Origin of the sequence: Cohaesibacter celericrescens (assembly GCF_002866925.1) — a bacterium.
Taxonomy (GTDB): Bacteria; Pseudomonadota; Alphaproteobacteria; order Rhizobiales; family Cohaesibacteraceae; genus Cohaesibacter; species Cohaesibacter celericrescens.
In genome coordinates this window covers 252,329-265,076 of sequence record NZ_PKUQ01000016.1, presented here as the reverse complement: position 1 = coordinate 265,076, position 12,748 = coordinate 252,329, and the positions used below count along the sequence as shown (strand labels likewise).

General features: G+C 51.4%; 14 protein-coding genes. 1 reads left to right on the top strand and 13 read right to left on the bottom strand.

Features of this window, described 5'->3' with window-relative positions:
- Positions 1–3: 3 nt before the first annotated feature.
- The 13 genes from nuoK to C0081_RS09080 form a co-directional block, all read right to left on the bottom strand.
- Positions 4–312 (bottom strand): NADH-quinone oxidoreductase subunit NuoK, encoded by a 309-nt coding sequence (nuoK, locus tag C0081_RS09140; protein ID WP_101533492.1) that lies wholly within the window; start codon positions 310–312, stop codon positions 4–6.
- A gap of 68 nt (positions 313–380) precedes the next feature.
- Positions 381–995, bottom strand: a complete 615-nt coding sequence (locus C0081_RS09135) for an NADH-quinone oxidoreductase subunit J (protein ID WP_101533491.1) — start codon at positions 993–995, stop codon at positions 381–383.
- 65 nt (positions 996–1,060) lie between these two features.
- Positions 1,061–1,549: an NADH-quinone oxidoreductase subunit NuoI gene (nuoI, locus tag C0081_RS09130; protein ID WP_101533490.1), complete on the bottom strand. Its 489-nt coding sequence runs from the start codon at positions 1,547–1,549 to the stop codon at positions 1,061–1,063.
- Positions 1,550–1,611: 62 nt separating this feature from the next.
- Entirely contained in the window at positions 1,612–1,857 is a 246-nt protein-coding gene (locus tag C0081_RS09125) for a hypothetical protein (protein WP_101533489.1), read from the bottom strand.
- A 15-nt stretch (positions 1,858–1,872) separates the two neighbouring features.
- On the bottom strand, positions 1,873–2,922 hold the full coding sequence (gene nuoH, locus C0081_RS09120) for an NADH-quinone oxidoreductase subunit NuoH (RefSeq protein WP_101533488.1): 1,050 nt from the start codon (positions 2,920–2,922) through the stop codon (positions 1,873–1,875).
- Between the two features lie 12 nt (positions 2,923–2,934).
- Positions 2,935–5,019 carry an NADH-quinone oxidoreductase subunit NuoG gene (gene nuoG, locus C0081_RS09115; RefSeq protein ID WP_101533487.1) on the bottom strand — a complete coding sequence of 695 codons (2,085 nt, stop codon included), beginning with the start codon at positions 5,017–5,019 and terminating at the stop codon, positions 2,935–2,937.
- Positions 5,020–5,021: 2 nt separating this feature from the next.
- Positions 5,022–5,336 (bottom strand): pentapeptide repeat-containing protein, encoded by a 315-nt coding sequence (locus C0081_RS09110; RefSeq protein WP_101533486.1) that lies wholly within the window; start codon positions 5,334–5,336, stop codon positions 5,022–5,024.
- A gap of 7 nt (positions 5,337–5,343) precedes the next feature.
- On the bottom strand, positions 5,344–6,648 hold the full coding sequence (gene nuoF / locus C0081_RS09105) for an NADH-quinone oxidoreductase subunit NuoF (protein ID WP_101533739.1): 1,305 nt from the start codon (positions 6,646–6,648) through the stop codon (positions 5,344–5,346).
- An 8-nt stretch (positions 6,649–6,656) separates the two neighbouring features.
- A complete protein-coding gene (nuoE, locus tag C0081_RS09100; RefSeq protein ID WP_101533738.1) occupies positions 6,657–7,733 on the bottom strand; it encodes an NADH-quinone oxidoreductase subunit NuoE in 1,077 nt (358 codons plus the stop codon).
- Positions 7,734–7,845: 112 nt separating this feature from the next.
- The gene (locus tag C0081_RS09095) at positions 7,846–9,036 is read right to left on the bottom strand and encodes an NADH-quinone oxidoreductase subunit D (protein ID WP_101533485.1); all 1,191 of its coding nucleotides are present in this window, start codon (positions 9,034–9,036) and stop codon (positions 7,846–7,848) included.
- A gap of 28 nt (positions 9,037–9,064) precedes the next feature.
- Positions 9,065–9,667 (bottom strand): NADH-quinone oxidoreductase subunit C, encoded by a 603-nt coding sequence (locus tag C0081_RS09090; RefSeq protein WP_101533484.1) that lies wholly within the window; start codon positions 9,665–9,667, stop codon positions 9,065–9,067.
- Positions 9,668–9,761: 94 nt separating this feature from the next.
- Entirely contained in the window at positions 9,762–10,343 is a 582-nt protein-coding gene (locus C0081_RS09085; RefSeq protein ID WP_101533483.1) for a NuoB/complex I 20 kDa subunit family protein, read from the bottom strand.
- Complete coding sequence (locus C0081_RS09080; protein WP_101533482.1) at positions 10,334–10,699, bottom strand: NADH-quinone oxidoreductase subunit A; 366 nt, start codon at positions 10,697–10,699, stop codon at positions 10,334–10,336. Before C0081_RS09080 ends, C0081_RS09085 begins: the two co-directional genes overlap by 10 nt.
- 600 nt (positions 10,700–11,299) lie before the next feature.
- Here C0081_RS09080 and C0081_RS09075 point away from each other — a divergent pair.
- The gene (locus C0081_RS09075; protein ID WP_101533481.1) at positions 11,300–12,406 is read left to right on the top strand and encodes a carbohydrate kinase family protein; all 1,107 of its coding nucleotides are present in this window, start codon (positions 11,300–11,302) and stop codon (positions 12,404–12,406) included.
- Positions 12,407–12,748: the final 342 nt, after the last annotated feature.

Here is a 12,748-nt window from a genome sequence, read left to right as displayed (position 1 = left end):
TCCTCAGCCCTTCATCATGTTGATGTCTTCAACCGCGATTGATCCGCGGTTGCGATAATAAACGACCAGAATGGCCAACCCGATGGCAGCCTCTGCCGCAGCGACAGTCAAGACAAACAGGCCAAAAATCTGGCCTGACAAATCGCCCAGATACGAAGAGAAGGCGACAAAATTGATATTCACCGCCAACAGGATCAACTCGATTGACATCAGGATGACAATGACATTCTTCCGATTGAGAAAAATGCCGAACATCCCGATCACAAAGAGGATCGCTGCAACGGTCAGATAATGGCTCAGTCCGACTTCCATCTCTCTGAGTATCCCTTCTTCGCACGTCCCGTCCTAAAACGGGTTAATTGGACAGAAGAATTGGCGGGCTATATGCCCTTGCCTGATTCAACCTGTTTGATTTCAATCGAATTCTCGACAGTACGGCCAACCTGACGCGTAATATCCTGCCGTTTGACGTCTTTGCGATGATGCAATGTCAGCACAATCGCGCCAATCATCGCCACCAAAAGGATCATCGCCGCGCTCTGGAAATAATAGATATATTTCGTATAAAGCAGCGCACCGATCGCTTCGATATTCGAGACAGTTGCCATATCCGGTATTGGCTCGCCCAAATGCCCGGTCAGCTCAGGGGTAATCGCCCAGCCGCTAAAGGCAATCAGCAATTCGGCCAACAGCACAACACCGACCACCAGTCCAATCGGCATATATTGAAGAAAACCGGACCGCAGTTCGGAAAAATCCACATCCAGCATCATGACGATAAACAAGAAAAGCACAGCAACGGCACCGACATACACAACAACCAGCAACATCGCGAGGAACTCAGCCCCCAACAATACGAACAACCCTGCCGCATTAAAGAATGCCAAAATAAGAAACAGCACCGAATGAACAGGATTGCGGGACCCGATGACCATAAGGCCCGACCCCAACAGCACCGCTGCAAACAGATAGAAGAAAAAGCTTTGAAGGATCATATCTTTCTCTCTTGGCTCCGCTAGAGAGCCTCCTTGTTATTATCGTTGCATTCGCATCCATCGCATCAGCGATAAGGTGCATCCATTGCAATGTTGCGTGCCAGTTCCAGCTCCCAACGATCACCATTTTCCAAGAGTTTATTCTTGTCATAGAACAGCTCTTCGCGCGTTTCGGTCGCAAACTCAAAATTGGGACCCTCAACGATAGCCTCTACTGGACACGCCTCCTGGCAAAGCCCGCAATAGATGCATTTGGTCATATCGAGGTCATACCGTGTGGTCCGGCGCGTACCATCGTTGCGGCGTGGGCCCGCTTCAATCGTGATTGCCTGAGCAGGGCAAATAGCTTCACACAATTTGCATGCAATGCAGCGCTCTTCCCCGTTTGGATAGCGACGCAACGCATGCTCGCCGCGAAAACGAGGCGAAACCGGCCCTTTTTCGAACGGATAGTTCACCGTCGCTTTGGGCGCAAAGAAATAGCGCATCGACAAGAAGAAGGCAGAAACGAACTCCTTCAACATCAGCGATTTTGCAGCTTGTGCAAGTGCCATAATTTGTCTCTCCAATGCGGCCTATCCGGCCCAAATAACCAGCCCCGACGAACCAGTTCCAACTAACCAGCCAGCGACGCTCCGGCCCAATAACCAATGAACGGAAACAGCAGTTGGGTTCCGCAAAAAACCCCGAATTGAATCCAGTCACCATATTTTTTTGTGTTCGGATGATTGGCCAAGCCCTTCTCCGAACGCATTTTCATCCACTTGGCGCCGATCAAGCCACCAAACATTTTAAAATCAACCCAACCGATCACGCCTCCGACGAGAGCACCAACCATTCCGGGTAAAGACAGGTCAAGCATAGGAACCCTCTCCGCTCATGGTGCCCAACCAGTAAACTGCAAGACACCGGCCACCAACACGACATAAAACAGCGAGACAGGCAGGAAGACTTTCCAACCAAGACGCATCAGTTGATCATAGCGATAGCGCGGCACAAAGGCTTTCACCATGGCAATCATAAAGAATACAGCACCGGATTTGAGGATGAACCAGACCACACCCGGGATCCATGTGAAGGGCGCGAAATCCAACGGAGCCAACCAGCCGCCCATAAACAGGATTGCCGTCAAGGAACACATCAGCGCAATCGCGACATATTCTCCCAGCATATACATCATGTAGGGCGTCGAGCCATATTCGACCATGAAACCGGCAACCAGCTCGGATTCAGCTTCGGGCAAATCAAACGGCGGACGGTTGGTCTCGGCAAGAGCCGAGATAAAGAAGATGACGAACATCGGAAACAGCGGTAACCAGTACCAATTCAAGAAGGTCAAAGACGGCAACCCCACCGCTGTTGCAAAACCGGTTTTCTGCGCCAAGACAATTTCGGTCAGATTAAGCGATCCAGCGCACAGCAGCACGGTCACGATCACAAATCCGATAGACACCTCATAGGACACCATTTGCGCAGCAGAGCGCAGCGCCGACAAGAATGGATATTTGGAGTTGGAAGCCCATCCACCCATAATGATGCCATACACACCAAGGCTTGAGACTGCCAGAATATAAAGCACCCCTACATTGATGTTGGCAATCGCCCAGCCTTCCGACACCGGCACCACGGCCCAAGCCGCCAAAGCGACAGTCACAGTGACCAATGGGCCAAGCAAGAAAATAACCTTATTAGAACCAGATGGAATGACCGGTTCCTTGAGTACAAATTTGAGCAAATCGGCAAAGGACTGGAACAGTCCCCAAGGCCCAACCACATTCGGCCCGCGCCGCATTTGCACCGCCGCCCAAATTTTGCGGTCAGCCAGCAGAATATAAGCAATCACGATCAATAGAACGACCAGCAGCAGTAGCGATTGCCCCACCATGATCGCACCCGGGATCAGCCAATTTGAGAGAAATTCACTCATTTATCAGTCCTCTCATTCCGCAGCCTCGGCCGCACGCCCTTTTGCCAAAGCGCTGCATTCCGCCATGACAGCAGAGGCGCGGGCAATAGGGTTGGTCAGATAATAATCAGAAATCGGCGATACCAGTGCCTGACCTTTAACGGCCTTAGCACCCTTTGCCAGCGCTTCAATCGCAGCAACCTCACCCACCAGACAGTCATCCAATCGGGTAAGATCGGGGTGTTCGGCAAACAGTTTTTCACGCAATTGCTGAAGGCTATCAAAAGGCAGTGTCTTGCCCAGAACCGCAGACAAAGCCCGTAAGATGGCCCAGTCCTCTTTGCCTTCACCCGGCGCGAAATTGGCCCGAACCGTCATTTGCACCCGACCTTCGGTGTTCAAATAGAGGCCGGACTTCTCGGTGTAGGTCGCAGCGGGCAAAATAACATCGGCCCCATGCGCACCAGCGTCTCCGTGGCTACCGATATAGATTTTAAAGGCCGTATCAAAGGCATCAAAAGCCAATTCATCAGCCCCCAAAAGGAACAACACATCTACGCCGCCTTTTTGCATGGTCGCAATATCTTTGCCACCCGCTTGAGGCTCAAAACCGATTTCCAAAGCACCAACAGCACTGGCTTCGGTATGCAACACTGAGAAACCATTCCATTCAGAACCAACCGCACCACAAGCAACCGCCAATTTGGCAGTCTGCCCAAGCACAGCCTCACCATCATCATGGTTGATTGCGCCCTGCCCGATCAGGATCAAAGGACGCTCGGCCTTTTTCAATACTGAGAAGAAGTCGCCTTTGCCTGCGGCCAAGTCAGCCAGCGCATCAGAGCCTGCTCCGAGATAGTCATAGGTATATTTCAAGTCGGCCTGTTCGCCGATCAAACCGATTTGGGTATTGCCATCCAACCAGCTTTTGCGGATGCGCGCATTGAGCACAGCCGCTTCTAGACGCGGATTGGCACCAACAATAAGGATCGCGTCGGCCTCTTCGATGCCTTCAATCGTAGCATTGAAGAGATAAGATGCACGGCCCATCGCAGATGTCAGAACCGACCCATCTTGACGTGCATCCATATTGCCCGAGCCCAACGCCCCCATCACAGATTTCAACGCGTACATTTCTTCGATTGATGCCATAGACCCGGCAATCGCGCCGATGTTGTCACCGGACACACCATCCAACTTGGCAGCAACGGCAGCAAATGCTTCATCCCAAGCCACAGCAACGAGTTTGCCATCCTTGCGAACATAAGGCCGATCCAGACGCTGAGATTTCAACCCATCCCATATGAAGCGGGTTTTGTCAGAAATCCACTCTTCATTCACCGCTTCATTGAGCCGAGGCTGAATGCGCATCACTTCCCGACCGCGGGTATCGACCCGAATGTTTGACCCCACCGCATCCATCACATCGATGGTTTCGGTTTTGGTCAATTCCCATGGTCGGGCAGCAAAAGCATAGGGCCGTGAGGTCAAAGCCCCAACAGGACACAAATCAATCACGTTGCCTTGCAACTCGGACGATAGCGCCGCTTCCAGATAGGTGGTGATTTCGGCGTCTTCGCCACGTCCAATCAACCCCAACTCCTGAATGCCAGCCACTTCAGTGGTGAAGCGCACGCAGCGGGTGCAGTGAATGCAGCGGGTCATCACGGTTTTAACCAAAGGCCCGATATATTTGTTCTCTACGGCGCGTTTGTTCTCGCCATAGCGAGAGCCACCCTTGCCATAAGCAACAGCCTGATCCTGAAGATCGCACTCGCCGGCCTGATCGCAAATCGGGCAATCCAGAGGGTGGTTGATGAGCAAAAATTCCATCACCCCTTCACGAGCCTTTTTGACCATTGGCGATTTCGTGAAAATTTCTGGCGGCTCACCGTCGCGACCGGGACGCAAATCGCCTACACGCATCGCGCAGCTGGCCGTCGGTTTAGGCGGTCCACCTTTAACTTCAACAAGGCACATACGGCAATTGCCCGCAACGGACAGACGTTCATGGAAACAGAAACGCGGAATCTCCGCCCCGGCCTCTTCAGCAGCCTGCAGAAGAGTATATTCGCCAGGAACCTCGATTTCATGTCCGTCAACGACCAGCTTTGCCATGATCAGCTTTCCTCACCGCTCGTTTGCTGCGCCTTCCAAGCGGTCATAAGCGCAGTCACTTCAATTCCGTCTATGGTCATGCCTTCCAAACGGCAGGCTTTGATCGATGCTCCCGCAAGGTTGGCATCTTTCAACTGCAGCCCCGACAGGTTGGCATCGCGAATTGAGCAGTCTGAGAAATCAACATCCGAATAGCGGCCGCCCGATAAATTCGCATCCTCGAATGAACAGCCGGACATGTTGACATCTTGGAACGACGAACCGGACAAATCGCAAGTCGCCGCTTGAATTTGATGTTTTTCCTGATGTAGCTTCATCACACCCTCACTCCGCAGCAACCAACGGGGCATCATCCGGTTTCGGATTGGCCGTATATTGATCAATTCTGTCCTCAATGACCGGACGGAAATGCCGGATCAACCCCTGAACCGGCCATGCGGCAGCATCCCCAAGAGCACAGATCGTGTGACCTTCCACCTGTTTGGAAACTTCAAACAGCATATCGATCTCTTTTTTCTGCGCTTCACCGCGGACCATACGTTCCATCACGCGCCACATCCAGCCGGTGCCCTCGCGACAAGGCGTACACTGTCCGCAACTTTCGTGTTTGTAAAAATAGGACAGCCGCGCAATGGCCTTGATGATATCCGTGGATTTATCCATCACGATCACCGCAGCTGTGCCGAGTCCGGACCCAAGGCCCTTGAGGCTGTCAAAATCCATCGGACAATCCATAATTTGATCCGCCGGCACACAAGGCACCGAAGAGCCACCGGGAATGACCGCGAGTAGATTGTCCCATCCACCACGAATACCGCCGCAATGTTTGTCGATGATTTCCTTGAAAGGCACAGACATTGCCTCTTCGAAGGTCGCCGGTTGATTGACGTGGCCAGACACACAAAACAGTTTGGTGCCATGATTATTCTCGGCACCAAAACCTTTGAACCAGCTAGCACCACGTCGCAAAATCGTCGGTGCAACAGCAATCGACTCCACGTTATTCACGGTCGTAGGGCAGCCATAAAGTCCGACATTGGCCGGGAAAGGCGGTTTGAGGCGCGGTTGCCCCTTTTTGCCTTCCAGAGACTCAAGCAATGCAGTTTCCTCGCCGCAAATATAAGCCCCCGCGCCATGATGCACATACACGTCAAAATCATAGCCGTGAATATTATTCTTTCCGATCAACCGCTTTTCATAAGCCTGATCAACCGCCGCCTGCAGCCGCTCGCGCTCGCGAATAAACTCACCGCGCACATAGATATAAGCAGCATCCGCATTCATGGCAAAACCGGCAATCAGGCAACCTTCCACCAAGTGATGGGGATCATGGCGCAAAATTTCACGATCTTTACACGTACCCGGCTCTGACTCATCGGCGTTGACCACCAGATATTGAGCACGGCCTTCCTGTTTTGGTGGCATGAAAGACCATTTAAGCCCAGTGGGGAAACCAGCGCCACCACGACCACGCAGGCCAGAGGCTTTCATCTCTTCAATGATCCAATCACGGCCCTTTTGAATAAGACCCTTAGTGCCGTCCCAACTTCCGCGTTTGAGCGCGCCTTCAAGACCCCAGTCATGAACACCATAGATATTGGTGAAAATCCTGTCTTTATCCTCAAGCATCGTGACCATTATTTGTCTTCCCCGCTCTTGGTGTCAAAAGTCTCACTGGCCTTTGCTTTGGCCTGTTCCACCCAATTCTCGCGGCCAATGCGGCCTTTAAATGCCAACTGTCCGTCAACATAGGCGCAATTCTCGGCATCCCAACTTGCGATCTGCGAGAAATGATAAACGCCCATGGCATTGAGTTTTCGTTCAATCACAGGGCCGATACCGCTGATTTCTTTGAGATTATCGGCTTTGCCATCGATTGGTTCAGCCAACAACGCCGGTGCAGGCTCACCCACTTTCAATTGATCTGGCTTGATAGCGGGCGCCGGTTTGGCTTCTGCTGCGACTTCTTTAGCGACGGACTTGGTTTTTGTTTTGGTCTTCGCTTTTGTCTCTGGTGCAATTTCCGCATCAAGGACGGCACCGACCGGTGCAACTTTTGGCTCATCAATGCCCGCGCCAAGGCCATATTTAACCATAGAGCCATCGTAAAGGGACGGATCTGTCAGCGTCGTCTGGCCTTGAGCAGCAGCCCCGTTGATACGGTCTTTTTGCTGGGTACCGGGAATGATCTCTTCACCGGCATCAATTTTGGCAATCAGCTCTTCAAGAATTTCAGGGGTCAAATCTTCATAAGTATCTTTGAAAATCTGAATCATCGGCGCGTTGACGCAGGTTCCGGCGCACTCGACCTCTTCCCAGGAAAAGTTTCCATCTTCGGACAAAGACAACGGCTTTTGCGCAATCTTGTTTTTACAAACACGGATCAGGTCCTCAGCGCCGCGCAACATGCAAGGGGTTGTGCCACAGACCTGGATATGGGCTTTTTTACCGACCGGCTGTAGCTGGAACTGAGTATAGAATGTCGCCACTTCCAAAACGCGTATATAGGGCATGTCCAGCATGTCAGCGACATATTCAATCGCCGGCTGCGTGACCCAACCTTCTTGCTCTTGTGCTCGCATCAACAAAGGAATCACCGCAGAAGCCTGACGGCCTTGCGGATATCGTGTGATCACATGCTTGGCCCAATCGAGATTTTCAGACGAAAACTCAAATGATTCTGGCTGTTCGCTATGAAGGCGACGGACACTCATGTCTGCCGTTCCCATCTTTGTCTCGACTTGTTTTGCAGAATTGGCAAAACAGGTCTCAGTTCAAATCTATTTCGACCAGCCAATTATTGGCAACTGGTCAAATCACAAATCTTTATCGGTCTATCTCGCCAAATACCACGTCGAGCGATCCGATAATGGCCGACACGTCAGCCAGTTGATATCCGCGCGACAAAAAGTCCATCGCGGACAAATGCGCATAACTCGGCGCACGAATCTTACACTTGTAAGGCTTATTGGTCCCATCAGAGACCAAATAGACACCAAATTCACCTTTGGGCGCTTCCACTGCGGTATAAACTTCACCGGCAGGAACGTGGAACCCTTCGGTATGCAGCTTGAAATGATTGATCAAGGCTTCCATCGAACGCTTCATCTCTGCGCGTTTTGGCGGCACGATTTTATCATTCTCAGCGCTAACTGGCCCCTGACCGTCAGGTTGACGCAGCTTGTCGATGCATTGACGCATAATGCGAACAGACTGCCGCATTTCTTCCATGCGCATCAGATAACGATCGTAATTGTCGCCATTCTTACCAACCGGAATATCAAATTCGATTTCTTCATAGCATTCATATGGCTGGCTTTTGCGCAGATCCCACGCAACACCGCAAGAACGCAACATGCAACCGGAGAAACCCCAAGCCCATGCATCATCCAACGCAACAACGCCAACATCGGCATTACGCTGCTTGAAAATCCGGTTGTCCGTTAGCAGCACGTCAATGTCATCAACGACTTGCAAAAACGGATCACACCATGCTTCGATGTCATCGATCAGGTCTTGCGGCAGATCCTGATGCACACCGCCAGCGCGGAAATAATTGGCATGCAAGCGGGCGCCACAGGCACGCTCATAAAACACCATCAGTTTTTCACGCTCTTCAAAGCCCCAAAGCGGCGGCGTCAGCGCCCCCACATCCAAGGCTTGTGTGGTGATGTTGAGCAGATGATTCAAAATGCGGCCGATTTCAGAATAGAGCACGCGGATCAACTGCCCCCGGCGCGGCACTTCCAACCCCAGCAGTTTTTCAACCGCCAGACAGAAAGCATGCTCCTGATTCATCGGTGCGACATAGTCCAGTCGATCAAAATATGGCGTCGCTTGAGCATAGATTTTATGTTCAATCAGTTTTTCGGTGCCGCGGTGCAACAATCCGATATGCGGATCGGCACGCTCGACGATTTCACCATTCAGCTCCAGAATCATGCGTAACACACCGTGCGCGGCAGGATGCTGCGGTCCGAAGTTGATATTGAAATTTCTTACATGTGCTTCAGCCATATCGCCTCAGTCCCTCTCAGCCCCAAACTTAACCATTGGCTTTTTCATCACCCGGGAGGGCATAATCGGCGCCTTCCCAAGGGCTGAGAAAATCAAAATTGCGAAATTCCTGTGCCAGCTTGACTGGCTCATAAACGACGCGTTTCTTTTCGTCGTCATAGCGTACTTCATAATACCCCGTGAGCGGAAAATCCTTGCGCAGCGGAAAGCCGTCAAACCCGTAATCCGTCAGCAGCCGGCGCAAATCGGGGTGCCCAGCGAACAAAATGCCATACATGTCATATGTCTCGCGCTCAAACCAGTTTGCACCAGGAAAGACACCGCAGATTGAGTCAATCTGGGTTTCTTCACCCGCCATAATCTTGATGCGCACCCGCGTATTTTGCGTGGGACTAAGCAAATGATAGACAACCTCGAACCGATCTTCCCGCTCAGGATAATCGACCGCCGTGACATCAATAAAGGAAACAAATTGCAAGCGCGGATCATCGCGCAAAAACCGAACGACTTCGACGATTTCGGTGCGACTGGCCGTCACGGTCAATTCACCAAACGCTACAGTCCAGCCGACAATCTTGCCATCCAAAGCCGAGGCAATATAGTCACCGAGATCATTGAGAGCCTCGTCCATAGTCGCATCCTCTTACGGGCCGGTCTGGCCCTAGTCCTGTCTTGTGGTCTGCTCAAGCTCGACGCTCAAAAGCCCACGCCTTTGGCCGATATCTTTACCGTTCAATCGTACCGGTACGCCGAATTTTCTTTTGCAGCATCATAACACCATAAAGCAGTGCTTCGGCTGTTGGCGGACAACCGGGCACATAAATATCCACCGGCACAACCCGATCACATCCACGCACAACACTATAAGAATAGTGATAGTAGCCGCCCCCATTGGCGCACGACCCCATCGAAATGACATAACGAGGCTCGGGCATCTGGTCATAAACCTTACGCAAAGCCGGAGCCATTTTATTGGTCAATGTGCCCGCAACGATCATCACATCCGACTGACGCGGCGATCCGCGCGGCGCAAACCCGAAGCGCTCACAGTCGTAACGCGGCATGGACATTTGGATCATTTCAACCGCACAACAGGCAAGGCCAAACGTCATCCACATCAGAGAGCCGGTCCGCGCCCAATTGATCAAATCATCGGTCGCCGTAACCAAAAAACCTTTGTCTGACAGCTCGTCATTCACTTGCATAAAGAATGGATCATCGTGACCAACAGGCAAGCCGGTACGCGGGTCTAGAATATTTTTAGGCTGCTGTGCAATCAGGGGTGCATTGTCGCCGCTCAATCCCATTCCAACGCTCCTTTTTTCCATTCATAGGCAAACCCAATCGTCAGGATTGCCAGGAAAATCATCATTGATACGAATCCATAAAGCCCCAGATCACCAAATGACACAGCCCAAGGGAACAAAAACGCCACTTCCAGATCGAAGATTATGAACAGAATCGCCACGAGATAGAATCGGATATCGAACGTCATGCGCGCATCATCAAAGGCATTAAAGCCGCACTCATAGGCCGAAAGCTTTTCAGGATCTGGGTTCCGAAATGCTAAAAGGAACGGCGAAATCAGCAAAGCCAGCCCGATTACGAGCGAAATACCGATAAAAATAACGATGGGAAGATATTCCCTGAGCAGGTCTTCCATGGTGAGCCGGTCCTCTTGGCCTGATGTCGTCGCGAAAGATTAAACCAGATCTCGGTCCCAAGTTGGCAATCTGTCAAGCGAAAACAGCTATAGCGGAAAAGCGCATTGTGCAATGCAATCCAGTCGATGCACGATTAACTCAGTGCATTCGCTTAAGCAAGACCACTTGTGATATTTTGTCACATTCCAATCCGAAAGAACGAAGAAACCAAAGGCAAAACTGTGACAAAAACCATTGCTTGAAAAATTTTCGCACAAAGTATCGCGATTGAGGGTACGATTTGGCAAGCCACAACCGAGACGATATGTCTCATGACGCAAAATCAAACAACGCCATCGGCATTATCAATAGGACGTCTCACACGAACCAAGCCCCACCCAGGCTTTGCTGATCCGCAATTTGCAAAGATTACGGACGACAGACAGCAGATTTCTGTGAAATACGCGCTTTAATGGACAGATTGCGTGCACCGTTTGATTTTTTTCAGAGCTCGAACAAAAAGCTCTCTATACACTAAAGGATAATGTGCGTAGTTTGTGCAGCGAAATGCCCCTATTATAAGCACCCAAGACGATCCAACAAAAAATGAGGCAAGTCTGATGAAAACAGCAACAATCGGCTCCGCAATGATCGATATCATCACCATTGTGGCCGACAATGACATTGAACGCATCAAAATGACGAATGCGCACAATTCATTTTTGCTGCTCGAGCAAGGTCGCAAAATCGACGCGTTGAATATTTCCACGCACGTGGGTGGCGGCGCGATCAATGCCGCGGTCGCCCTGTCTCGCTTGGGCCATGAAGTAACACCAAACGTCAAAATCGGCGAAGATATCGAAGCAGAGATGGTGCGCCAGCTTCTCGAGCGCGAGAAGCTTTCTGACAAAGGTTTGATGACAACAGACAAGGCTATCACCGGCTGCTCGGTCATCATTGCCTCACATGATCGCAATGCTTCCATCTTTACTGCTCGCGGCGCCAACTGCCGTGTTGTCGACGAAGACATTTATGAAGGCATCTTTGGCGATGCCAAACTCGTGCATATCGCACCGATGTCAAACGAGTCAGCCGAAGCCTTCCCTATGATCAGTAAGCGCGCACGCGAATCCGGTGCGTTTGTGGTTGCAAACCCCGGCGGTCGCCAGATAACGCGTCGCGGCAAGGAATTCCTTGAAACCGCCAAGAATATCGACCTGATCAACATCAACCGTTCCGAGGCAGAGAGTTTGCTGCCGATCCTGCTCGACAACACCAAACATTCAGACATGCGCTCCGTCAAAAAAGACCCATCCATCGCCAAAAGCCTGCTGACTCGCGGCTTGATCATGGATCACGTGCACTGCTCCCTGTCTGGCTTCATGTCTTTGTTGCGGTCCCTTGGTACCGACTATATTCTCGTCACCGACGGCACGGGCGGTTCTTATCTCGGTACGGATAAAGGCCTCTATCATTGTCCAATTCATAAAACCGATAAGGTCAAAGGCACAGCAGGCGCAGGCGACAGCTTCACGTCAACCTTTGGTGTCCTGCTAGCGGAAGGCGAGACCCCTGAAAAAGCGCTGCAAATGGCAGCAATCAACTCTTCCTCTGTGGTTGAGTATGTTGACACCCAAAGCGGCCTGCTCTCGCACAAAGAGCTGGACAAACGCTACGCAGAGAATGCGGACAATCTGAAAGTAGAATTCTGGCCCTGGCAGGAATAGATTTTCCCAACATTTGTTAGCCGAAAAATTTCATAACGCGCCATCACCCAGATGGCGCGTTTTTTGATTCCGCCTAAAGCCATAACGCGTCCGCCTCAAGGCGCTCATAACCATCACGACCCATCATAAGACCAACCACAGGCCGCATTCAGCCCAAGGGTAAACAACACAAGAAACGAACGCAGAGCCCCTACAGGCGCATTCTGACGCGATTGAGGATGGGTTGCCGTATACACCGGTCGCCATGCAAAGACCAGGCGGACACAATAAGCACAGCAAACGAAAAAGCTATGCGCTGCACAAACGACAACGTCATGCCGAGAACCGGCAACAAACATAAAT